Annotated in this window: 18 protein-coding genes; 6 read left to right on the top strand and 12 right to left on the bottom strand. The window is 57.5% G+C overall.

Going from position 1 to position 24,252, the window contains the following annotated elements; translation table 11 throughout:
- The first annotated feature begins 432 nt into the window (after positions 1 to 432).
- Both HQL63_11655 and HQL63_11650 read left to right on the top strand, forming a co-directional pair.
- Positions 433 to 645, top strand: coding sequence for a type II toxin-antitoxin system HicB family antitoxin (locus HQL63_11655; protein MBF0177484.1), 213 nt, complete (start codon positions 433 to 435; stop codon positions 643 to 645).
- Entirely contained in the window at positions 642 to 830 is a 189-nt protein-coding gene (locus HQL63_11650) for a type II toxin-antitoxin system HicA family toxin (GenBank protein ID MBF0177483.1), read from the top strand. The genes HQL63_11655 and HQL63_11650 overlap by 4 nt, the downstream gene beginning before the upstream one ends.
- A gap of 285 nt (positions 831 to 1,115) precedes the next feature.
- Here the strand turns inward: HQL63_11650 and HQL63_11645 are convergent, their stop codons facing one another.
- The 7 genes from HQL63_11645 to HQL63_11615 all read right to left on the bottom strand — a co-directional run bounded on the left by HQL63_11645 (position 1,116) and on the right by HQL63_11615 (position 10,486).
- Positions 1,116 to 5,321 carry a DNA translocase FtsK 4TM domain-containing protein gene (locus HQL63_11645; protein MBF0177482.1) on the bottom strand — a complete coding sequence of 1,402 codons (4,206 nt, stop codon included), beginning with the start codon at positions 5,319 to 5,321 and terminating at the stop codon, positions 1,116 to 1,118.
- Between the two features lie 4 nt (positions 5,322 to 5,325).
- Positions 5,326 to 6,990: a ribonuclease J gene (locus HQL63_11640; GenBank protein ID MBF0177481.1), complete on the bottom strand. Its 1,665-nt coding sequence runs from the start codon at positions 6,988 to 6,990 to the stop codon at positions 5,326 to 5,328.
- Positions 6,991 to 7,004: 14 nt separating this feature from the next.
- Entirely contained in the window at positions 7,005 to 7,787 is a 783-nt protein-coding gene (gene tatC, locus HQL63_11635) for a twin-arginine translocase subunit TatC (GenBank protein MBF0177480.1), read from the bottom strand.
- The gene (gene tatB / locus HQL63_11630; GenBank protein ID MBF0177479.1) at positions 7,784 to 8,140 is read right to left on the bottom strand and encodes a twin-arginine translocase subunit TatB; all 357 of its coding nucleotides are present in this window, start codon (positions 8,138 to 8,140) and stop codon (positions 7,784 to 7,786) included. Before tatB ends, tatC begins: the two co-directional genes overlap by 4 nt.
- A 24-nt stretch (positions 8,141 to 8,164) precedes the next feature.
- Positions 8,165 to 8,392, bottom strand: a complete 228-nt coding sequence (gene tatA, locus HQL63_11625; GenBank protein MBF0177478.1) for a twin-arginine translocase TatA/TatE family subunit — start codon at positions 8,390 to 8,392, stop codon at positions 8,165 to 8,167.
- Positions 8,393 to 8,521: 129 nt separating this feature from the next.
- Positions 8,522 to 9,469 carry a tetratricopeptide repeat protein gene (locus HQL63_11620; protein MBF0177477.1) on the bottom strand — a complete coding sequence of 316 codons (948 nt, stop codon included), beginning with the start codon at positions 9,467 to 9,469 and terminating at the stop codon, positions 8,522 to 8,524.
- A 54-nt stretch (positions 9,470 to 9,523) separates the two neighbouring features.
- Complete coding sequence (locus HQL63_11615) at positions 9,524 to 10,486, bottom strand: SDR family oxidoreductase (protein ID MBF0177476.1); 963 nt, start codon at positions 10,484 to 10,486, stop codon at positions 9,524 to 9,526.
- Between the two features lie 247 nt (positions 10,487 to 10,733).
- Between HQL63_11615 and tviB the strand changes: the two genes are divergently transcribed.
- The 3 genes from tviB (at position 10,734) to HQL63_11600 (ending at position 13,664) form a co-directional block, all read left to right on the top strand.
- The gene (tviB, locus tag HQL63_11610; GenBank protein ID MBF0177475.1) at positions 10,734 to 12,008 is read left to right on the top strand and encodes a Vi polysaccharide biosynthesis UDP-N-acetylglucosamine C-6 dehydrogenase TviB; all 1,275 of its coding nucleotides are present in this window, start codon (positions 10,734 to 10,736) and stop codon (positions 12,006 to 12,008) included.
- Between the two features lie 27 nt (positions 12,009 to 12,035).
- Positions 12,036 to 13,049: an NAD-dependent epimerase gene (locus HQL63_11605; protein MBF0177474.1), complete on the top strand. Its 1,014-nt coding sequence runs from the start codon at positions 12,036 to 12,038 to the stop codon at positions 13,047 to 13,049.
- A 348-nt stretch (positions 13,050 to 13,397) separates the two neighbouring features.
- A complete protein-coding gene (locus tag HQL63_11600) occupies positions 13,398 to 13,664 on the top strand; it encodes a hypothetical protein (protein MBF0177473.1) in 267 nt (88 codons plus the stop codon).
- A gap of 124 nt (positions 13,665 to 13,788) precedes the next feature.
- Here the strand turns inward: HQL63_11600 and HQL63_11595 are convergent, their stop codons facing one another.
- From HQL63_11595 to HQL63_11585, 3 genes are read right to left on the bottom strand one after another with little or no spacing between them, the layout of a single operon-like run.
- Positions 13,789 to 13,998, bottom strand: a complete 210-nt coding sequence (locus tag HQL63_11595) for a hypothetical protein (protein ID MBF0177472.1) — start codon at positions 13,996 to 13,998, stop codon at positions 13,789 to 13,791.
- A 1-nt stretch (position 13,999) separates the two neighbouring features.
- Entirely contained in the window at positions 14,000 to 14,989 is a 990-nt protein-coding gene (locus HQL63_11590) for an SPASM domain-containing protein (protein ID MBF0177471.1), read from the bottom strand.
- Entirely contained in the window at positions 14,986 to 17,010 is a 2,025-nt protein-coding gene (locus HQL63_11585) for a CZB domain-containing protein (protein ID MBF0177470.1), read from the bottom strand. The genes HQL63_11590 and HQL63_11585 overlap by 4 nt, the downstream gene beginning before the upstream one ends.
- Positions 17,011 to 17,263: 253 nt before the next feature.
- Here HQL63_11585 and HQL63_11580 point away from each other — a divergent pair, with 253 nt between their 5' ends.
- Positions 17,264 to 22,378 carry a response regulator gene (locus HQL63_11580; protein ID MBF0177469.1) on the top strand — a complete coding sequence of 1,705 codons (5,115 nt, stop codon included), beginning with the start codon at positions 17,264 to 17,266 and terminating at the stop codon, positions 22,376 to 22,378.
- Here the strand turns inward: HQL63_11580 and HQL63_11575 are convergent.
- Together HQL63_11575 and HQL63_11570 are read right to left on the bottom strand one after the other, a co-directional pair.
- Entirely contained in the window at positions 22,369 to 22,752 is a 384-nt protein-coding gene (locus HQL63_11575) for a hypothetical protein (protein ID MBF0177468.1), read from the bottom strand. The genes HQL63_11580 and HQL63_11575 overlap by 10 nt on opposite strands.
- A 34-nt stretch (positions 22,753 to 22,786) precedes the next feature.
- Positions 22,787 to 24,252 (bottom strand): response regulator (locus HQL63_11570; GenBank protein MBF0177467.1); only part of this gene is annotated, 1,466 nt, incomplete at its 5' end.

The raw sequence follows: 24,252 nt of genomic DNA, 5'->3' as shown, positions 1-24,252 counted from the left end.
CGCCAGAAGGCAGACGCATGGCAGGTTTTAAAAAATTGGGTCAGCAGCATGCCATCTTAAATGCGATTGCCCTGATTTATCGCACACAGCAGGGCTTGGTTCCCCTTCGTCCCGAATGATCGCGCTCCTGATTCATGCATACGACATCCAGAACGATTTCCAACCAACCCAAGGCATTTCCTCCTCCATGATAGTTTAAAAAAACCTCCACATCACAGTACGTTGACCGTTATGAACAGTGTCAGGCCACCAGGGCATCCATCGTCTGCATTGGCCAAATCCGGTGCGGGACGAGGCGCTGGCCCGACTGCCATCCCTCGATGCCCGACGGGCGCGTTTCGTGATTGCCACGAACCTTTTGTTTGCCGGGAAGAAACTGTTCGATTATCCTGGGGTGCGTAGACAGCTTTACCCATTCGGAGAAATGCGACCATGTCACAAACTTATACTGCCGTCACCAAACAAATCGATGGTTGGTGGGTGGGGTGGATCGAGGAAATTCCCGGCGTCAACTGCCAGGAGGCCACTCGTGAGACGTTGTTGGAAACTTTGGCCCTGACCCTGCGGGAAGCCATTGAGTTCAATCGGCAGGAGGCTCTGAACATGGCGGGCAGCAACTTCCGTGAAGAACGTATTGCCCTGTGAAACGCAGCGAATTGTTGCGACACCTGTCAGCACAAGGGTGCGAGTTGTTGCGGGAAGGAGGACGCCACTCATGGTGGCGGAACCAGACGGAAAACCGGCGATCTGCTGTTCCCAGGCATCAGGAAATTCCTGACCTGTTGGCCCGCAAGATTTGCCGGGATCTGGGGGTCGATGTCATCAAGTGACGGTTCTCTTTTACGCGCATCAACGCTGTGCTGAAGGCGATCGTCGGGCGCAAGAACACCGTCCATTTTGAATCCTGTTCCTTGTTCTCCCGTGTAACCATTCACCACCCTTTCAAGGAAAGCTTGGACATGAAAGCCTTTGTCAGGGCTTCGCCCCGAACCGTGCCAGGGCTCTGCCCTGGACCCGCCAGGGAGCCAGCTCCCTGGACCCCGATGCGCGGCCGGGTGGTGAATGGTTACTCTCCCGTTACCTTCTTAAACGGTGGGTCACATACCCATAACCCTCTATTCCGGTCTGGCCGGCACCAAGACCTCCCTTTTGCCCTGGGAGTTGGATTCCGAGATCAGACCGTCTTTTTCCATACGTTCGACGATGCGGGATGCCCGGTTGTACCCGATCTTGAAGTAGCGTTGGATCATGCTGGCGCTCACCTTGCGGGCGCGCAGGACAATGTCCACGGCCTGATCGTAGAGTTCATCGTAGTCGCCGGCGTCGCCATCGTCGCGCATGCCGGCGGGTCCGTAGTCGGATTCGGTCTCGTCATCGTCTCGTTCGACAAGGACCGAGGCGTCGTACTGCGGTTGACCGGTCGTCTTGAGAAACTCGACCAGCGCCTGGACCTCTCCATCCGCCACAAACGGGGCGTGTACCCGTTGCATGTGGGAGGTTCCCGGGGGAAGGTAGAGGCCATCGCCCATGCCGAGGAGACGTTCGGCGCCGCTGGCATCGAGAATGGTGCGCGAGTCGATGCGCGTGGCTACCTGAAATGCCAGCCGGGTGGGAAAGTTGGCCTTGATCAGGCCGGTGATGACATCCACGGAGGGACGTTGCGTGGCAAGGATCAGATGCAACCCGGCAGCCCGGGCCATCTGCGCCAGGCGGGCGATGCCTGGTTCCACCTCTTTGCCGACCTGCATCATCAAATCGGCCAACTCGTCCACCACGATGACGATCAGGGGTTTGGTCTCCAAAGGGAGGGGCTCGTCCCGGAGGACGGGGAGACCCGTCTCGGGATCAAATCCAGCCTTCACCTTGCGGGTGGGAACCTTGCCGGTGCGTCGAAACTCCCGGATATGGCGGTTGTAGCCTGCCAGGTTGCGGACCGACAGCTCGGACATGAGATGGTAACGCTGCTCCATCTCGGCCACCGCCCATTTGAGCAGGGTGGCGGCCTTCTTTACCTCGGTGACCACCGGCGCCAGCAAGTGGGGGATCCCCTCATAGATGGAAAGCTCCAACATTTTGGGGTCCACCATCAGGAATCTGACCTGTTCCGGGGTGTTTTGAAAGAGGATGGAGCAGATCATGGCATTGAGGGCCACCGATTTTCCCGAGCCGGTCGTACCGGCCACCAGCAGATGCGGCATGCGGGCAAGATCCGCCACCACCGGGTTGCCCGTGATGTCGGAACCCAGGGCTACGGTCAGGGGATTTTTTTGCACCTGAGAGACAAAAACCTCCGATTCAAGAATCTCGCGCAGATAAACGGTCTCACGATGGTCGTTCGGAACTTCGATGCCGATGACGCTTTTGCCGGGAATATTGCCCACGACCCGCACCGAGAGGGCCGAGATGGAACGGGCCAGATCGTCGGCCAGCCCAATCACCTTGGATGCCTTGAGACCGGGAGCCGGATCCAACTCGAACGTCGTGACCACCGGGCCGGGCCGGGCATCGATCACCTGACCCTTGACCTTGAAGTCGGCCAATTTTTGCTCGATCAGGCGCGACTTCCTCTCCAGCACCTGGCGATCAGCCTCTCGGTGGGTGTTTGTCGGTTTGGAGGTGAGAATGGACAGGGGAGGCAGAAGGGCCTGCTCTGCGGCGGACTTTTCCACCTCAGTCGGTTCTTCCGACGTCTCCGCCCCCATGGCCGGTTCGGAAAAAAAATCCTCGACATCACCGGTATCCAGCCATTGCACATGCCGTTCATGCTCGGCGGAACGCTCTTCTGGATCGAGAAAAAAATCGTCATCCTGCTCTGCCGGGGCAGTCAACCGGGGCTCTTTACGCCCATCCATCTGGTTTTGCGGGAGATCGGGTTGCGGATCCTCGCGCTCATCCATCCGGTCTTGCAGGAGATCGGGTTGCGGATCCTCGCGCCCATCCATCCGGTCTTGCGGGAAATCAGATTGTGGATCCTCGCTCCTCCCCGCTGGCACGGGCATCTCCACAGGAGTCGCTGGGACATCGGGGGAGTTCACCCGACCTGACGAGGCGACCGGGCTTGCGACCTGATCCAATAGGGGCTCGATACGTTCCGTCTGGCGAGGTTGCTCCGGCAAAACTGGCGAGGGCGTGTCCGACAAAGGAGGAGCCAGAGGCGGGGCGAGATGCTCTGCCAGCTCCCCGGTCGGGGCGGGAGGTTTGGACAACGGTGGAAACAGGGGGGCTTCAGGGATAGGAACCGCCTCGGAAGGGTGAGCTGCCGAGGCGATCACCACGTCAGACTTCGGGAGGGAGGGTGCGACCGGCAGAATGACGGGCCGAAGAGGTGAAGGTTGCTGGCGTGCATCCCCATCCTGCCGTTTGCGCGCCAGGATACGCGATATCCATTGTGGAGGTTCGTTGGTTGATTCGGCGGATTTTTTTTCTGTTGTTCCGCGTACTTTGCTCGCCGGGGTTGCATCAGGAGGTGGCATGGGACGCAATCCCCAAGGCCCCACGGAGAGTTCCCGGGGGGGTAAACCGGTAGCCACGGGCGTTGCTTCGGGAACCGATGGTTTCAGAAGCGGCGGGACCGCCGGCAACGACGCTGGAGGGGTGGCGAGAGGAGCGGCAGCCACGGGCGTTGCTTCGGGAACCGATGGCTTCAGAAGCGGCGGGGCCGCCGGCAACGACGCTGGAAGGGTGGCGAGAGGGGGCTTGGGTGGTATGGGAGGCAAGGAGAATGGCAACCCGGTTGACCGAATGGGCTGCTCCACAGGCTTGGCAGGATGGGAAACGGGCGCGGGTTTTTCGGGTGGTTGCGTGGCAAGGGGTGCTGGAATGGGATCGGAGAGAGGCTTTCCGGGAGGCAACGTGGCTTGCCGTACAGGGAGCGGCGGTTCGGACTGGACGACCGGATCTGCATCAAAGGATGGCTCAAGACGTTGCTCAAGAGCACTCTTTGCAAACGTGCTCCCGGTTTCCTGGGGTGTCTGGTCTGGAGAACGGGGGGAGGCGGCTGCCACGTCCCTGGCCGGCGGTGTCGGGCTGGGTGGCGGGGCATCCGGGAGGGAAACGGCTGCCATGCTTTTGGCCGGTGGTGGAACAGGCGCCGACAGTGGAGCAGAAACCCGCACATGAGCGATATCCGGCTCAACCAAAACCGGCTCCGGGCCAATATCCGGTTCAATGCGCTCATCAGCAGGGGGGCGCCGATGAGGTTCCGCGACAACGGCCTGTTTGCCGGCGGGATGAGGTTCCGCGACAACGGCCTGTTTGCCGGCGGGATCCGGAGCAAGAGAGACATCAGGCTCTGAAAATTTATCCAGGGATGTTTGATCAAGGAATGCCTGTTCCAGAGATGTCTGGTTCAGGGATGTCCGTCCCGGACGGGGCAGGGAGGGGAGGCGCAACTTTGGCAGCAGAGCAAAACCTTTGCGGGTTGCGTTGCCAAGGAGGTTTGCTCCACCTCCAACCCCTTTTTTGGCCGCCCTACCCAGCAGACCCGCACCACCCAAAACCCCGCCGGTGACCAGGGAACCGGTTTTAATAGCTATGGAGCGCACACCGGACCCTAAAACGCCGACTCCAGATCCCAGAACAGCAAGACCCCGTCGCATCATGCCAGGCGTGGCCTGGTGAACAGGTTGGTATTCGGGTAACGGGGCTGGTTCGGGAGGGGGATGGGGCGGTTGTTGCAAAACAGGTTCATGCCTGTTGACTTCCTGTTTTTTAGCCTTGCCGGCACTTTTTTTGCTGTCGCCACTGGAGTGATCACCCAGGAACGAAAAAAGTCGGCTGGGAGAGAAGTGGGTGAATATGAACAGGGAGACCAGACCAAGAACACCCAGAAGAAGCACTGAGATCGGCATGCCGAGGGTCAGTTTCAGAGATGAGGCCCCGAAAAACCCCGTCACGCCACCTGGTCCGGCTGGCAGCCAGGCGGTAAGCTCCTGGGGAACCAGGAGAGCGGCGAGCAGGGCCGTCACCAGGGTCAGCATCGGAAGCGCAATGAGTTGTTCCAGCAACAAGATCGAAGCGCGTTTGCTGAAGAGACGCAGGCTGATGGAGGCGATCACCAGAGGAACCCAGGCAGCGGCCACGCCAAGGGCCTGGTACATGATATCGGCAAAAACGGCGCCCGAGAGCCCCGCCATGTTGTGGATGATCTCCCCGCCCGTATTGCTGAAGGAGGGGTCGTCCCGGTTATAACTGGCGAGCGCAATCACGAGGAAGGCATCAATGCCGATCAGCAAAATGCCGAAGACCTCGCGCAACAGGGAATCTCTTTTATCTTTAGCCAGTTTGCGCTTTTGTATGAACTCGTTTTTGGGTGGGGCCACGACACTACATCTCCATGATCAGCGGCAGAACAACCGGCCTGCGGCCCAACCTTTTTTTGAAAAAACGTCGCAGCGCCCGCACGGCCAAATCCTTGATGCCAACCTCTTCTTCCTCGCTGAAGTCCATTCCCTTGGGGCCCAACGCCAGGGCATCCTGCACAGCCTGACGGGCACTCTCCAACAACTCCAGACTCTCCTCTTCGTGGACGACGCCGTGGGTCAACAGTTTTGGACCTTCCAGGATGCGTGCCGTATCCTTCTCCACGACCAGGACCACCACGACCAGGCCATCCTGGGAGAGGTGAAGGCGGTCTCGGAGCACAATATCGCGTACATCGCCGATCCCCTTGCCATCCACGAAGACCCGCCCGTGGACCACCTGCTCCAGAGGGCGCATGGACTCGCCGCCCAATTCTATCCGGTCACCATTGGTGGCGACCAGGGTATTTTCCGGTTTGACCCCCATCTCGATCGCCAGATCCCGGTGCAGGTGCAGATGACGAAGTTCCCCATGGATCGGAATGAAAAACCGGGGACGCACCAGGGCCAGCATCAATTTCAGATCATCGCGTGGGGCATGGCCCGAGACATGGATGGCGGGGAGGGATTTTTCGTGAATCACCTCGGCACCACGGTGGGAGAGCAGGTTGATCAGGCTCCAGATGGTCCGTTCGTTGCCGGGAATGAAGCGCGAGGAGAGAATGACCGTGTCCCCGGGCATGATGCTGATCTCCTTGTGCTCCCCACTGGCGATACGGGCCAGCGACGAGTTGGGCTCCCCCTGGCTGCCGGTGGAGAGGATCAGCAACTGATCGCGGGGCAGGGAAGCAAATGACTTGATGTCAAGCAGGAGATCGGGCGGGGGGTTGATGAACCCCAACTCCCGTGCCAATTGTACATTGGTCACCAGGGAACGCCCGTTGAGAATGACCCGACGGCCATACAACGCAGCCAGCTCAAGAACGTTCTGGACGCGGCGAATGTTGGAGGCAAAGAGGGAGACAACCAACAATCCCTTGGCCTTGGGAATGGTGGCCGCCAAAGCGGCACGGGCGCTTTGTTCGGAAATGGCGCTGCCGCCGCGCACAACGTTGGTGGAGTCGGAAAGCAGGGCCAGGACACCTTTGTGGCCATACTCCGCCAGACGGTAAAGATCCGTGGGAGCGCCATCGCCCGGGGTGTGGTCGAAGTTGAAATCACCCGTGTGGATAAGGGTGCCCAATGGGGTGGTGATGGCCAGGGCCGAGGAGTCTACAATCGAGTGGGTCACAGGAAGAAAGTGAACCGAAAAAGGGCCAATCTGGACGCGATCCCGCTGCTGGACGCGAATCAGCTGGGTCTGGTCGAGCAGGCCATGCTCGCGCAATTTGTTGCCCAGAATGGCCAACGTCATGGCCGTGCCGTAGATGGGCAACGGCAGGTCGGGCAACACATACGGGATTGCCCCCAGATGATCCTCATGGCCATGGGTCAGGACCAGGGCCAGGACGCGCTCCCGGTTCTCCAGGAGATAGCGAATATCGGGAATGATGAAATCCACGCCCGGGGTGTCGGAGGCGGGGAAGGTCAAACCGCAATCGACGAGCAACAGGTGTTCACCATACTCGTAAACCATCAAATTCAAACCGATCTCACCCAATCCTCCCAGGGGGACGATGTGGATCGGCATGGCCGGGTTCGATTTCAAGGGGGGGAGTCCTCCTCCTGGCCGTCCCCGTCCATCGCCTCCTCCTGGTCGCGCCTTTTCTCAATGCGGCGCCCCAGAAAAATGGAAAGCTCGTACATGAGCAGCATGGGAATGGCCAACAGGATTTGAGAAATCGGGTCCGGCGGGGTCAAAAAGGCAGCGATGACAAACACCAGGACAATGTTGTAACGGCGTTTGTTGACCAAAGCTGCGACGGAAATGATCCTGGCCTTGACCAACAACAAAAGAGCCACGGGGAGCTCGAACGTCAGCCCAAAGGCAAAAATCAGGGCGATCACCAGGTCAAGGTAGGATCGCATGGTGATCATGGTTTCGATGGATTGGTCCGTGACCAGGCCAAGAAAGTAGCGAAATGCAGTAGGGAAAACAACATAATAGGCGGATGCGCCACCCGCAAAGAACAATGCCGGAGCCGCGATCAAAAATGGCAGAAAAGCTTTTCTTTCATTTTTGTACAACCCGGGGGCGACAAAGAGCCAAAGTTGGGTCAATACGACGGGGATGGAGATGAACAGGCCCGCGAAGAAGGAGATTTTGGCGTAGGTAAAGAAGGCCTCATGCGGGGCTGTCATGACCATCTTTCCCGTTGGTCCCAGGATTTCCCGCATGGGCGCGGAAAGGAAGGCAAACAACTCCTGGGAAAAGAGGGACCAGCAGACCAGAAACGAGCCAAGAATGGTCGCGGCGGCGACCACCAGGCGATGGCGCAACTCGATTAAATGGTCGAGAAATGGAGCTTTTTCATCAGGTTGCATCATGCGCTCGGATTTTTATCAATCGACACCCCTGACGCCAAGGGCAGCGGTTTTTCCATCGTCGGTGTGGAAGAGTGGGTGGTTGGCGGCACAGGGTTCACGATCTCTACCGTGGGAGGCGGCGTATGCTGCACCGACGGGGCGAACGGGGGCATACCCTCGGTGCCGAAGTCACTCTGCCCCTGTCGGGCAAACTCATCCAGATTGATGCTGTGTCGAATCTCGTTGGTGAGGCGGCGAATCTGGCGCATAACCTTGGAAACGCCGCGGGCCACTTCAGGCAGCTTGTCCGGCCCGACGACAACCAGGGCCACGACCACGACGACCAACATCTCCGACCAATCAAGTCCCAGCATAGGAGGCAACCCCGCAGCGCCGCATCAGGTTTTGGTCTCTTTTTTAACTTCCCCCTCGATCGTTGCAGCGGATGGCTGGGGCGGAGTCTGTGGCTGAGGCGGCTTGGCAGCCTGCGGCTCGTCCTCTTCCATGACCCTCTTGAATCCCTTGACGCCACGCCCGATGTCTTCCATCACCTTGGGCAGTTTACCCGCACCAAAGACGACCAGAACGATCAGCAGGACGATGAAAATATGCCACGTGCTCAGCATGGTCTGGTTTCCTTTACCAATAATCTGGTGGAAAAAGTTGCCGGACGAGTCGTACCTGGATTCCCAGGCTGCCTAACGCCCAACCCAGTCGCCCATCTTACCCAAAGGTTGCAGCATGCGCCAGTTGGCTTATGGCGATGTCTGGGTTCCACTGTTGGTTTTTTGTTGAGCAACCGGCATCGCTTCGGCTTTGTTGATGGCTTGTTCCACCTCCTGACGCATGGTCGACCCGGGTGGGGTCGACGGCAATAATTTTTGCCACATCTCCAGAGCCGCTTTGCGATCTCCGGCACGGAAGGCCACGGCTCCCAACACCCATAAGGCCTCGGGATTGTCCGGTTGCCGTTGCAGGATGCCATGGAAAAGTTCGAGGCCCCGTTTGAATTGGTCTTTCTGGTCACTCTCCACCAGAATTCCGGCCAGGCCGGCAGCGGCCTCGACGTGTTGCGGATCACGGGTCAGGATGTGGGTATACACGTCCATGGCTTCGTTGAAACGCTCCAGGTAGGTATAGGCACGTCCCAGACGCAGGTGCCCTTCCAGGTCATCGGGATTTTGCCGCATGCGGGCCGCGAGGCGGGCGACCAGTGCGTTCATGTCAGGCGCTGCGCCACCAGGTCCGTGTGGCGTGGCGTGTTCTGCGGCGGGCAGAGATGGCGGAAAAGGTGTTCCCAAAAAAAAATAGAGCCCCCCGCTCAGAGTCATGATGCCCAACAACACGGCCACCCCGGCGGCCATATCCACGGCACTGCGGGAATTCTCCGGGTTTTTCTTCTTTGCCAAGGAAGTGGCGGCATTGCTGACCTCCTGTAGACGGTCCAGGACGTTGCCCAACGCCTCTTCCAACTCGGCACGAAAAGAGTCCTGGTCTGCTGCTGTGGTGGTTCCACCCGCTCCATCCAACTCCAATTCCTTGAGCTGTCGCAACAAAATGTCGCGCCGATCTTCAAGTTCGACCAGAAGATTCTCCTCCAGACCGGTGGGCAGAGGAGCTCCGCCCAGGCGGGAAAACAGGGGATGGAGCGTCACAATCAGAACGAACCCCAACAATGCGGGAAGAATCCAGATCCAGGACATGGGCAGGGTCTCAAACAGGCGGATGAGAAGGGATCGTGACCAGGGCGGGAGGCCTCATGGGTCGTGTTTGCCGAAGATCCTGGTGAAATAATCGATGGTTGGCTGCAACCCCTCGGCAAGTGGAATCCTGGCTTCCCACCCCAGCTTTTCTTTGGCAAGCGTGGTATCGGGCCTGCGTTGCCGGGGATCGTCACGGGGGAGCGGCATGAACTCCAGGGCTGATTTTGAACCGGTCATGCGCAGCACCTGCTCTGCCAACTCCAGGATGGTAAACTCACCCTGGTTACCCAGGTTGACCGGGCCGGTCAACTCGGCGGGGGATGCCATCAGGCGCAAAAAACCTTCGATCAGGTCACTGACATAGCAAAACGAGCGGGTCTGCTGGCCATTGCCGTAGATGGTGATCGGCTTGTTTTGCAAAGCCTGAACGATGAAATTGGATACCACACGTCCGTCGTTGGGGTGCATGTGGGGGCCGTAGGTGTTGAAAATTCGTGCGACCTTGATCTCCACGCCATGCTGCCGGTGGTAGTCGAAAAACAGGGTCTCTGCACAACGCTTGCCCTCATCATAGCAGGCGCGCAGGCCGATGGGGTTGACATTACCCCAATAATCCTCTCGTTGGGGGTGCATGGCGGGGTCGCCGTAGACCTCGCTTGTGGAGGCTTGAAAAATTCGTGCCCGCACCCGTTTGGCCAGGCCGAGCATGTTGATGGCACCATGTACGCTGGTCTTGGTTGTCTGGACCGGATCAAACTGGTAGTGGATCGGCGAAGCCGGACAAGCCAGGTTGAAAATTTCATCCACCTCCAGATACACGGGAAAAGTGACATCGTGCCGAATCAGCTCAAAGCGCCGATTGTCCAGCAGATGGAGAATATTATCCCGACTGCCGGTAAAAAAATTATCCAGACAGAGAACATTGTGACCCTGTTCCAGCAACTTTTCGCAAAGGTGGGAACCCAAAAAACCGGCGCCTCCGGTGACAAGAATCTGCTTGCGTTGGTTGGTCTTCATGATCCAATCCATCTGGTCGTTGTAGTGCCGGCGCCACCCGAACCGGGAGGGCAGCCCCCATGCACCAATCTTCCCAGGTTACGGCAAGAGCACCATGGTCGGCAAGTTCCTGCCTGAAATAGAGCATGTTGATCAGGAACCCCCTGGACCAGGACAGGGCATAGGCCCTATATAATGCGGGTGTCGGGATTTTGTTTGCCGGATTGTCGCCCTTCATCACTCAATGGGTTTTTCGCATGGAGAGGCCATGTTGATCGATCAAGTCAAGATTTGCGTCCTGGGCCTGGGATATGTCGGCCTGCCGCTTGCCATCGAATTCGGCAAGATTCTTCCCACGGTAGGGTTTGAGCTGCGCCCGGAACGGGTCGCGGAACTCCAGGAAGGACGCGACAGCACGCTGGAGGTCGATCCCGCAGAGTTGGCCTCTGCCATTCACCTGACCTACACCACCGATATCGAGGCGACCCGTGCCTGCAATGTCTACATTGTTGCCGTGCCGACCCCCATCGATCGCCAAAAACGTCCCGATCTGCAACCCCTCTTGAGCGCCAGCAAACTGGTGGGACAGGTGTTGCAACCAGGGGACTTGGTCGTCTACGAATCGACCGTCTACCCGGGAGCTACCGAAGAGGATTGTGTTCCGGTCCTGGAGCGCCAATCCGGCCTGGTGCTCAATCGGGATTTTTTTGTGGGATACAGTCCGGAACGCATCAACCCCGGCGACAAATCCCATCGGCTCACCAATATTGTCAAAGTCACCTCCGGATCCACACCGGAAGCCGCCGACCGGGTCGATGGTTTGTATCGGCGCATCGTTGCGGCAGGTACCCATCGTGCCAGCAGTATTCGTGTTGCCGAGGCGGCAAAAGTTATTGAAAACACGCAACGCGATGTCAATATTGCCCTGATCAATGAGCTCTCCATGATTTTCAATCGCCTGGGTATCAGCACCCAGGAGGTGTTGGAGGCTGCCGGCTCCAAATGGAATTTTCTGCCCTTTCGTCCCGGTCTGGTGGGAGGACACTGCATCGGCGTCGATCCCTACTACCTGACCCACAAGGCCCAGGAGATCGGTTACCATCCGGAGATGATTCTGGCCGGACGCCGCATCAACGACAACATGGGCCTCTACATCGCCGGTCAGGTGGTCAAATTGATGACCATCCGCCATATTGCGGTCCCGGATGCGCGCATTCTGGTCATGGGGTTGACCTTCAAGGAAAACTGCCCGGATCTGCGCAATACGAAGGTCGTCAGCATCATCGAGGAGTTTCGCAGCTATGGCTCCCGGGTGGATGTCTATGATCCCTGGGCCAACGCCTCGGAAGCCTACAAGGAGTACCGTATTCAACTTGCCACCCACCCCGAAAGCCACGCCTACGACGCGGTGGTCATCGCCGTGGGACACCAGCAGTTCCGCGATATGGGCGTCGCCGGCATCCGGGCCTTTGGCAAACCACATGCTGTTCTCTATGACCTCAAATATGTCCTGCCGGCCAGTGCCGTGGATGGGCGTTTGTAACCGGATCCGGTTTGGGAGAGATCGACCATGAAAATTCTCGTAACCGGCGCCGCCGGCTTCATCGGTTTTCACCTGGCCAGAGCGTTGCTCGGTCGTGGCGACACGGTCGTTGGCCTGGATAACCTGAATGATTACTATGATGTTGGTATCAAGGAGAAACGGCTTGGTTTTTTACGGGAGTCTCCTCGCTTTCGCTTCGTCCGCCTGGATCTGGCGGATCGCCCGGGGGTGGCGGAGCTTTTTCGGCAGGAGCGTTTTGATCGGGTGGTCAACCTTGCCGCCCAGGCCGGAGTCCGCTACTCCCTGACCAATCCCCATGCCTATGTGGACGCCAATCTGGTGGGGTTTGTCAACGTTCTGGAGGGATGCCGCCATGGCCAGGTCGAACACCTGGTATTTGCTTCCTCCAGCTCGGTCTATGGCCTGAATACCCACATGCCCTTTTCCGTTCACCAAAATGTGGACCACCCCATCTCCCTTTACGCCGCCAGCAAAAAAGCCAATGAGTTGATGGCCCATACCTATGCCCATCTCTACGGCCTGCCAGCCACCGGACTGCGCTTCTTTACCGTGTACGGCCCCTGGGGCCGGCCCGATATGGCCCTGTTCCTCTTCACCAAGGCCATCCTGGAGAATCGTCCCATCCAGATTTTCAACCATGGTCGCATGCGGCGGGATTTCACCTATATTGACGACATTGTCGAAGGGGTGGTGCGCGTTCTGGATCGTATCCCCACGCCCAATCCGGATTGGAACTCCCTGACACCGGATCCAGGCAGCGGTCGCGCACCCTATCGGCTTTACAATATTGGCAATAACCAGCCTGTGGAGTTGATGACCTTTATCGAAACCATCGAAAAGGTTCTCGGCAAGGAATCGCAAAAAGAGTTCCTGCCCCTTCAGGCTGGTGATGTCTCCGCCACCTATGCCGACGTGGATGATTTGATCCGCGATGTGGGCTTCAAGCCCCAAACGCCCATCGAAGTCGGCATCAAAAATTTCATTGCGTGGTATCGGAGCTACTTCAACGTTCATGATTGACCTTGCCCAGCCGCACGACCGGCTCTTCAAGGCGCTTCTTTCTCATCCTGAAACGGCAGGCCAGATACCTCACTGCTTCCCTGGGTGCTTGATTTTACCTTTACGGTAGTGGATCTTGGCCCCATACCCGATGATCGCCTGCCACGTTATCCCCGGTTAAGGGCCGGGCTGCTGGCCTTGAAATACGGTACACGCAATCCTGAATCGCAAATGGCTGCATGGGAATCGATTGTTGCAACGTTGAAAGAAGCTCCTGAACTTTTTTTGCCGGTGTTTCTCTACTTGTTGGCTACTTATCGCAATTTGGATCGAGAACGAGTGCAACAAATCATTCGCCATGTCAAACCCATGGAGGAATCAGAAATGCTGTCAATCTATGCTGAAGAACTTATCGCTCAAGGCCGCCAGGAAGGCCGCCAGGAAGGCCGCCAGGAAGGCCGCCAGGAAGGGGTGAGAGATGGAAAAATGCTGGCGTTGACGCACTTGTTGCAACGTCGCTTCGGACCTGTACCCGAGTGGGCCAGGGTCAAACTTGCGGCAGCCGATCTAAAAACTCTGGAACTCTGGACTGATCGTTTTTTGGATGCCACGACGCTGCAAGACATTTTTTCGTAGATCATCACGTCATCGTTTCCACCAACCTGCCGGTCGACACACTCACAAACAGGCACATGCTGCACAGCACATGTTTTGCAGCAGGCACCGCCCGTGGCTGCGAGAAGATGCGGGGCGTTCTGTGTCACGACCCCCCAGGCAGGGGTGGCGACTCGTTTGCCAGATCCCCACCCCCGGCTTTCGGAGCGCTCCGCTCCAACCACCCCTTGCCGTAACACTCCGGGCAGGGGGATTCATCGGGTTCGGCCCCACAACACTCGGACTTGGCACAACGCCGCCCCGTTCCCCAGCAAGCTGGACAGGGCGTCTTTTCCATACCGGCATCACTCTGCATGTCACGTCCCCTGCAAACCAGGTGTATCCAGACCCATAAAATCGTAACAAGTCCGACATAAGGGCAGCTCTTCGTGGCGCATATCCGCCAACAAGACACGGTAGTGATGCATCCTCTCGGACTGCCAGATCTCTTCCAGGGAATCGGTGGCCAAGTCGCCAATGATCATGAAATTGTCATAGTCTGTACAACACGCTGTGACCTGACCATCCCAGTTGATGGAGAGCTTGTCAAAAACCTCGGGACACAATTTGTGCTTTTTGACGACCGACTCCTGTGTTTGCAAACGCAGCAAGGTCTCCTTGTCGGCAGCGGAACACTTCATTTTGCTGGCATCCAGGTGACCCAGAATGGTGCGCCCTATGCTGACCAGGTCGACGTAAGGTTCAACCAACCGACGAAACGCGGCAATCTGTTCCCGGGTCTCATAGGTAACAGTTGTGGATATTTGCATGAATGGGGCGGGTCGGTCACCCCGTTTGGCGTGCAGCTTTTTGATACGCTCGATCAACCCGGCAAAAAAATCGGTGTTGCGCATCTCTCGGTAGCTTGCCGCATCGACGCCCTGGAAGGAAAACTTGATGCAGTCCAGAGGAATCTCCAGCAAGGCATCCAGCATGGCATCGTCCAGGCTGTTACCATTGGTATTCATATGGGTCAAAATCCCGGCTGTGTGGGCGGCTTCCAGGTACTGGAGCAGATGCGGATGCAGCGTGGGCTCTCCCCAACGGATGAAGCGTAAAGGGGTGCGGCGTTCCCGCACGCCAGCCAACAAGCGATAGAAGGTTGTGTCACTCATGAACCCCTTGGTCCGACGCTGCAAATGTGTCCCCGTGGGACACATGAGACAGCGAAAATCACAGGTGTTGGTCAGTTCAAGGTCGATAAAATACGGAAAATCAGGAAGGTTCCGCAATTTATCGGCCAGGTTGCCCGTGTTGGCCCGGCGGTAGATCGGATCGAAGGGGTTGATACGTTCGTACAATGTCACACCTTGGCGTCTATGGCGAGAAGGTAGCCGACCACCTTTTCGCTGAAGGGCTCCACTTTCGTATACTCTTTTTCGGCAGCCATGGGCTCACCGGCCTCCTTCAGGCGGACAATTTCCTTGATCACCTTATGCAACTCGGCATGGACCTGCTCCATCTCGATCATCTCGGGAATATGACCATATTTTTTCATCCCTTCACTGTAGATCCATTTGCCCAGATCGCACTCTTTGTGGGAGACCATCTGTCCCAGCGTCAGTTTTTCCTTCCCGTCCAGGAAGTCGCGCATCTTTTGCTTCCATGCCCGATGTTTGATAATGGCGAAACCAAAATCGGTGTTTTTGGTTTCCACGCTCTTTTGCGCTTGTTGAGTCCGGGGAGCCGGCAGAGCGGCAACCGGTTTTTTCGCGACAGATGGCGAGGCCACGGGCCTTGAAGCACGGGGAGGCTGCCGGATTTGTTGGACCGCAGGTGACGATTGGGCCGCAGGTGGCTTGCGGGTTGCCCCGGATGCAGATTTCCGCCCCTGGCCATCCTTCAGGCGGAAAAAGGCAACTGCTTGCTGGAGGGAGCTGCCCAGTTGATCCAACTCATCACAGGAGGCTGACATCTCCTCAGCGGCCCCGGCATTGCTCTGGATGGCGCGATCCAACTGTTGGACCGCCTGGTTGATCTGCTCCGCTCCCTGGAATTGTTCCTGGCTGGCTGCGGCAATTTCCTGGATCAGTTCCGCCGTTTTGCGAATATCCGGCACCACCCGGTTGATGATACCGCCGGCGTGTTCGGCGATCTCGACGCTGGAGGAGGAGAGTTGACCAATTTCTCCGGCTGCGGTTTGGCTGCGTTCCGCCAATTTTCGGACTTCGGCGGCCACGACCGCAAACCCCTTGCCATGTTCACCGGCCCGGGCTGCCTCGATGGCGGCGTTCAGAGCCAATAGATTGGTTTGGCGGGAAATCTCTTCGATGATGGTAATTTTTCCAGCAATTTCCCGCATGGCGGCAACCGCCTTGGCGACCGCTTCTCCACCCTCTTCAGCCTCTTTGGCGGCGGACTGGGCAATTTTCTCCGTTGTCTGGGCATTCTCCGCATTTTGCTGAATATTGGAGATCATTTCTTCCATGGCTGAGGAGGTTTCCTCGATGGCGGCTGCCTGCTGGGTCGCCTGATCGGCAAGATGCGACGATGTCGTGCTGATCTCTTCGCTGGACAAGGCGACACTGTCCGCCGAATCGCGTACCAGACCCACCACCTCCGAGAATTTTTCCACCATATTCCGGTTGGCCGACAGCATGGTCCCGATTTCATCCCGGGTTGTCACCTTGATGTCCACGCTCAGGTCGCCCTGGGCCAGGGTGGTGGCAATCAGGACGCCCTTTTCAATGCCACTCGATATTTGCCGGGTGATCAACAACGCGATGACGGCGCCCAACCCGACTCCCAGGAGAAGCACCAGCAGCATGATTCTCTCGATGCTGTGGACCTCCTCCATCAAATCGTTCAACCGCTTGGAGGATAACGCGCTCTGGACCTGCCGCAACTCGGCGACGCCATTCATGATATTTTCGGAGGCCTTGTCAAACGACTCCATGATCACGTTGCCGGCATCGAGACCATCCTTGACGTAGGCAGCGGCCATTTTTGCGCCAAGTTCATGAAACACGGAAAAGGCTTTCTCGACCTCGGCCAGGGATCTTGCCGTATCACCATCACCGGCTGCCTTGGCCAGATCCTGAAATTTGTTGACATTCCCCCGAAACCTCTCGGCTGATTTTTGGGCCTCCGTGTAGCCATCTGGATTATGGGTGGCCGAAACGTCGGTCAAAAACTGTTGCACCTCGGACGTAGCCAAAACCATGTCGTCCGCCATGAGAGTCATGGGCAGTCGCTGTTCTTTCAGATCGACGGCGCGTTTTTCAATCCCCGACAGATCGTGGTAAACAACGCCAAAACCGGCCCCAAACACTGACACAACCAGGAAAAATCCAAGAATGAGCTTGTAACTTATATTTAAAGATGACATATTTACCCTCCCCCCACTTCTCACAAACTGTAGACGATTTCCCCCCTGCTCGGGCCCGATTGTGACAAGAAAGTATCTTCCGTGCAACCATTTCTTAATTTCTTGAATACCTACAGAAACAGGATTAACCTCAAGAGGGGAGACATGGGCCGGGTGCGTTGAAATCCAGACCGAACCCCTTGCCGGAGGGTGGCCGTATCCTCCTTGATCGATCACAAAACACCATGCCCCATCTGGTTTTCCGAGAGTTCACATGGATGCTATCTTGGTGGTAGAAGATTCTCACAGCTTTGCGTCCCTTCTGCAAAGCCGGATCAGGTCATCTCTCGCCCTGGATGTTGTCCGCACGGGAACTTTGTCGGAAACGCGGGCATGCTTGCAGGGGGGCTCGCAACGTTTTTTTCTTGCCGTCCTGGATCTCAACCTGCCGGATGCACCAAACGGTGAGGTTGTCGATCTTGTTTTGGCACAAAAGGTGCCGGCCATCGTTCTGACGGGCACCTTCAAAAAGGAGTTTCAGGACCGAATTCGGGAAAAGGGAGTCCTGGATTATTTCGTCAAAGACAATATCGGCGTCATCGATGCTGTCATTCATGCCGTTGACCGAATCAGAAAAAACAAACACATCAACATACTGGTCGTCGATGATTCGCGGAGTGTCCGACGCGCCATCAGTGGACTGTTGACCCGTTTCGGATTTCACCCCCTGGAGGCTGAAGATGGCCAGATGGCCCTGGCTGTTCTGGAGAGCAATCCTGTCCATCTTGTCGTCACGGATTACCAGATGCCGCAGATGGATGGCATACAGCTGATCAAAAAACTGCGCACCCGCCATTCCCGTGACGAGGTGGCCGTTATAGGCCTCTCCTCCTTTGGCGATCGGGATCTTGCTGTCCAGTTCATCAAGGCCGGCGCCAATGATTTTTTGCTCAAACCTTTTCAACCCGAGGAGCTGCTGTGCCGGGTTTACCAGAATATCGACACGATCGAACGCCGCCACGAACTTGAATCCCTCCTGGAACGGCACCGCTCTGTTTTGACCCATGCCCTGGATGCCATCATCACCATTGATGCTCAGGGAGTCGTTCTGGATTACAATCCGGCAGCCGAAAATTTGTTCGGTTACGAGCGGGACAAAATACTCAGGAAAAACATCGGTGATTGTATCATACCCAAGGCATCGTTGGAGCTGTATCGGGCTGGACTTTCCCGGTGGAGTGCACCTGGTAGTGATCCCTCCGCATTGCGGCGGCGTTTTGAAGTCCAGGGTCACCGCGCCGATGGGGAAATCATTGACCTGCAAGTCGCCCTCACCGGGGGGTTGCACAACGGCCAGCCCCGGTTTACCGGTTTTTTGCAGGACATCACCGACCGCAAACAGCTTCTGAAGTCGCTGGAAGAGACTCTCGCCGTCGCGGAAACAGCCAATCAGTCGAAGAGCAAATTTATCGCCAACATGAGCCATGAATTCCGCACTCCCATGAATGCGGTTTTGGGGTTTACCGACCTGGCACTGAAAGCGGATCTCTCCCCCAAAGTGCGGGGTTATCTGGAAAAAATTGAAAATGCCTCGCGTTCGTTGATGGGGGTTATCAACGATATTCTGGATTTTTCCAAAATCGACGCCGGACGCATGGAACTGGATCCCGTTCCCTTCGACCTGAACCAACTCCTGGATCGTCTGGCGGACCTGTTCAGCAAACAGGTATCCGACAAGGGCATCGAGCTTGTTTTCCTGGCGCCGCTCACGTTCGATCAGGTTCTTCTGGGGGATGTGACACGGCTGGAGCAGATCCTGATCAATCTGATCCGCAATGCTGTCAAATTTACGGAACAGGGTTCGATCACGGTTCATGTTCAGCTAACCCCTTTGCCAAAAAAGCAGTATCGTCTCGATTTTGCCGTTCGCGATACCGGCATTGGCATCGAAACGGAGGTTATTCCCAGGCTTTTTGCCCCCTTCGTCCAGGCGGACGGTTCGACAACGCGCAAATATGGTGGCACGGGTCTGGGTCTTTCCATCTGCAACCGCCTGGTCAACCTGATGGAAGGTCAGATCAACGTGGAGAGCCATTTTGGCAAGGGCAGCGTATTTTCGTTTCATGTCCAGGTCGGGCATTTTGCTGAAAATCGTCGCGAACTGCCTGTGTTGCCAGATGAATTGTTGGGAAAAAAGGCCCTTTTGCTGGACGACAATCCGGTATTTTGCGACCACTTTTCGGCTTTGTTGGAGGTGGTTGGTCTGGTGCCTGTGGTCGTTCATACTGCCGGTGAGGCCTGGACCACGCTGGCGACGGGCGCCAGAAATGGTGGTCCATTCGACTTTCTTTTCGTCGATTGGCACATGCCCGACCAGGATGGTCTGGCGATCATTGCCGAGATCCAGGCGCGCCTGGCTGCCGATGCCGCGTTTGACACCCATCCGAAAATCATTCTGTTGACCCCTTTCGGCCAGGATGCCATCCGCAATCAGGGTGAAACGGTCGGGGTCGACGGTTTTTTGGACAAACCAGTCACCCGTACTCCCCTGCTGCGCGTCATTCTTGCCGATCAGCCTGCCCGTGTGGATGGCATCGACCGACGCTTGAAATACAATCTCAGCGCGGAAAAAGCGACCGCTGCAAAAGTGGGTGGTTCCCGCATTCTTCTGGTGGAGGAGAGCGACCTCAACCAGCAGGTGGTGCGTGAACACCTGGAAAGAGTTGGTCTGGTGGTCGAAAGGGCGCTTGGCGGGCCAGAGGCCATTGCCTTGGTAGAACAATATGATTTCGATGCCCTTCTCATGGAGGTGCGTCTGCCCGGGATGGATGGATTTGCCGTGACCAGGCATATCCGTGCCATGGATCGGTACAAGGATCTGCCCATCATCGCCATGGCCACGCATGCCCTGCCCGAAGAGGTGGAAAAAAGCAAGGCAGCCGGTATGAACGGCCTTTTGGAAAAACCCATCCGGCCAGAACGGCTGTATGGCATGTTGTCCAAGTGGATTGTGGCGGAAAAGGATGACGCAGTTGCCGGGGATTTTGCGGTGGAATCTCCCGTTTTGCCGCACATTGCCGGTCTGGACAGCCGTTTGGGTTTGAAGCGGATTGCCGGCAACCACGCCTTGTATCGGCGCTTGTTGCAGCGTTTTGTTCGCACCTACGACACGGTTGGAGAGGAACTTTCCCAGGCTTTTGCGGATGGAGAGATCAAAAGTGCGGTACGGGGCAGGCTCCATGCCTTGCAGGGGTTGGCCAAAAACATCGGGGCTGTGCCGCTGTACCGGGTGGCCCTTGAGCTGGAAACCGGCCTGACGGACGGACGCAGGAGCAACGACGCTGCCCTACAGGCTACCCTGGCAACCTTTCACAACAGGTTGCATGCGCTCGTTTCTGGTATCAAAGAAAAAATCTTGCAGTCGTCGCAACGGGTTTCTTCCTGCTCCATGGCAGGCATTCCGAACGTCGTCGTTGACAAGGCCAGGGCCGTCCCCTTGGTGATTGCGTTGGCCAGTCACCTCTCCAGCCACAGTGTACAGGTCGATGGCTTGCTGACCGAATTGGGTGAATTGTGGAGTGGCACACCTGCCATCCTGGCCTTCCAGGAGTTGCAGAAGCAGGTTCAAAGCTACAATTTCAAGGAGGCTTTGGAGGGATTGCAGCGCATGGCCACCTCGGCGGGCATCGATCTGTCCGGGGAGTGTCCTCCCTTGCCGACTTCCGAGCGGAACCGAATCCTCATCGTGGATGATTTGCGCAGCAATGTGGACATTCTCAAGGAAATTCTGGGTGATTTTGACTGTTTTGTGGCTTTGGATGGGGAACAGGCCCTGCGGGTTGCCAGGAACCTTCCGGCTCCCGACATTGTTCTGCTGGATATCATGATGCCGGACATGAACGGTTATGAGGTGTGCCAGCACCTTAAAAGCAACCCGGATACCTCCGGTATCCCTGTCATTTTCGTCACCGCACGGCGCGAAGTGTCCGACCAGGCGGAAGGGTTCCGATTGGGTGGGGTCGACTACATCACCAAGCCTTTCAACGCCCAGATCGTGCGCCATCGTGTTTTGAACCACCTTGAACTCAAGCGGCACCGGGATCAGTTGGAACAGCAGGTACGGGAGCGGACCCGCGAGTTGCACGCGGCCCAACTTGAAGCGGAGAGACGCAAGGAGGCCGCCGAGGCCGGCAATCAGGCCAAGAGCCGTTTTCTCGCCACCATGAGCCATGAGATCCGCACCCCCATGAATGCCATCCTGGGCATGGCCGAGGCGTTGCAGGAGACCTTGCTCACTCCGGAACAGAAACAATACGTTGCCGTATTTCGGCGTTCCGGGCATGGGTTGATGCGTTTGATCAACGATGTCCTGGATTTAAGCAAGGTGGAGGCTGGCCGGTTGGATCTGGCGCATGAGCCGTTTGATCTGCTGGAGGCTTTGGATGCCCTGCACAAAATGATCGAGCCACGCGCCCAGGCCAAAGGCATCGCCTTTCTCAGGGAGATCGATCCCGCCTTGCCGCGTTGGGTTGTGGGCGATGCACACCGTTTTCATCAAGTGGTCTTGAATCTGCTGGACAACGCTGTCAAATTCACCCACGACGGCAGCGTGGCCCTGCGGGTGACGCCGGATCCACATAGGGTGCAGGGTGTGCAGGTTGTGGTCATCGATACGGGTGTGGGCATCCCGGTTGACAAACAGGAAGAGGTTTTCCGGGGGTTCAGCCAGGCCGACACCAGTATTACCCGGCGGTTTGGCGGCAGTGGCCTGGGGCTGGCTATTTGTAAACAGTTGGTGTCGTTGATGGGAGGGAGTATCGCCGTGGAGAGTGTGGCCAATCGGGGGAGCACGTTTCATTTTACCTTACCCATGCCGTCAGCGGACCATGCCGGCGCCGAACGCGCCGAACAGCCTGTTGCGGAGGAGGGTTCTGCCACCGTGCCCGTCAAGGCGGCCATACTGCTGGCGGAGGATGCCGAGGACAACCAGTTGTTGGTTGAAATTTTTCTGCGCAACTCCCCTTATCGTCTGACCATTGTGGAGAATGGCAAAAGGGCGCTCGAATTGTGCCAAAAGAAGGATTTTGATCTTGTCTTGATGGATGTGCAGATGCCTGTCATGGATGGCTACACGGCCACGCGGCATATCCGACAATTCGAGCAGGAGACCAACAAACCGCCCTTGCCGATCGTTGCCCTCACGGCGCACGCCTTCGCGGATGAGACCACGCGGGCCACGGAGGCGGGGTGTACCGGATTTTTGACCAAGCCGGTTTCCAAAAAGCGTCTGCTCGACGCCATTGCTACGGCCTTGCAGGAGCGTCAGGCGGGAGAGACCGTGTCACTCCGTCAAGCGGGAGAGACCGTGTCATCCGGGGGTCATTCCTGATTTTCCAGCCGCCCCAAAGGCCGGGAGAAGGTATAACGCAGGGGGCGATTGATAAACATCTCCTTGGCATCGTCGGCGTTGCCAAGGGTGCCGCTCTCGCGCTCCATGAGGGGCATGGTGACGACGTAGGCCACGACGCCCATGGCCGAAGCCACCAGACCCAGCGGGCGCAAGATCAGCAGATCCGCCATTTTCCCCAGATTGTTGGGTTGGGTTGATCCGTCGTCGGCCAGAAGCGGGGTGGCCCATACCCATCCCAGCGCTAAAATCGCCAAAAACAGGGAAGGTCCGGTGCGTCGCTTGGGCATGGCGGGGGATTCTCGTGTGCGTCGCTTGGGCATGGCGGGGGATTCTCGTGTGCGTCGCTGGGGCATGGCGGGGGATCCTCGTGACACTCCCGGCGGAACGTCAACTGATGACGTGCCGCACGCGGGGCAGGAAATCATGAACAACGACAGGCTTGACGACAAAATCCACGGCTCCGAGACGAAAAGCGCGATCTCGCGTTTCGGTCTTGTCATCCCCCGTGATCAGAATGACCGGAATATTTTCGGTCTCCGGTTTTTTCTTGAGCTCCTTGAGAAACTGGAAACCGTCCATTTGCGGCATGGCGATATCGGAGATGATCAGATGCGGGGGTTCCCGGGCGATCATGGCGAGCGCCTCCTGGGCGCCGCCCACCTCGGCGATGGCCAGGTCGAGAACCTCCAGGAAGGAGCTGATCATGATCCGGTCCATTTCGCCATCGTCCACGACCAGCACCCGAGGTCGCAAGGGCGGCAGCCAGATGGTAAAGGTCGAGCCCTCGCCGGGTTGGGATTGGACATCCAGACGACCGGCGTGGGCCTGCATGATGTCGGAGGAGAAGGGGAGACCAAAACCAGTGCCGGTCTCCCCCATGGTGCCGAGGGTGGAGACTTTTTCCTCGATCTGGAAGAGCTTGGGCAGGAGATCCGGGGGAATGCCGACGCCGTAGTCAATGACTGCGATGGCAGTGGGGTCATCGGGGGGTGAGAGCAACTGGATGCGCCCGTTGGGGTGGCTGAACTTGACGGCATTGGAGAGGAGGTTTTGCACCACCTCGCCGAGCAGGGCCGGATCGCCGTAGAGGCGGCTCTCCTCAGGGATCTGGTTGGTGATCTGCAACCCTTTTTTGCGGCTGATGTACTCCAGCTTCTGGATGGCGTCCTCGACCAGGAAGTGGCCATCGAAGAAGCGTTTTTCCAGGCGGATCTTGCCGGATTTCAGGCGTCCGATGTTCAAGATCTCTTCGATCATGATCGTGAGGTTGCGGCCACTGGCGAGGACATCGCCGAGGAGCTCTTTTTGTTCTTCGGTGAGGGGATTTTCCCGATCTTCCTGGAGAAACTCCAGGAGGCTCATGATGGAGCTCAAGGGGGCGCGCAGGTCGTGGGCCACCAGGGAGACGAATTTGTCTTTGAGGCGGCTGGCCTCTTCGGCTTCTTCCTTCGCCTGGATCAGGGCGGCTTCGACTTTTTTACGTTCGGTGATATCCCGCGCCGAGGCGAGGATGAGGGCGCCTTCGTCCGCTTCGATGCTGCGGCTTTTGATTTCGACCGGGAAGGATGCGCCATCCTGGCGACGCAGCCACCCTTCCACCGAGAGGGAGAGAGGGGCGGCCTGGCGCAGATTTTTGACGTGTTCATCCCAGGGGGTTTGCTGGGGGGGCATCTCTCCTTGCAGTTTGGTCATGGTCAGGCGCAGGAGTTCATCGCGGGAGTAGCCGAGGGTGGTCCAGGCGGTGCGGTTGGCATCGAGGATGCGGCCCTGGGTGGGGTCGATGACGAAAAAGGCGTCGCCGGCGTGATCGATCAGGTTGCGAAATTTGCGGAGTTCGGCTTCGCGCAGCAGGC

It is taken from the genome of Magnetococcales bacterium, assembly GCA_015231175.1.
Lineage (GTDB): Bacteria > Pseudomonadota > Magnetococcia > Magnetococcales > DC0425bin3 > HA3dbin3.
The sequence above is the reverse complement of the archived record's forward strand: the minus strand, read 5'-3'. Positions and strand labels throughout refer to the sequence as shown.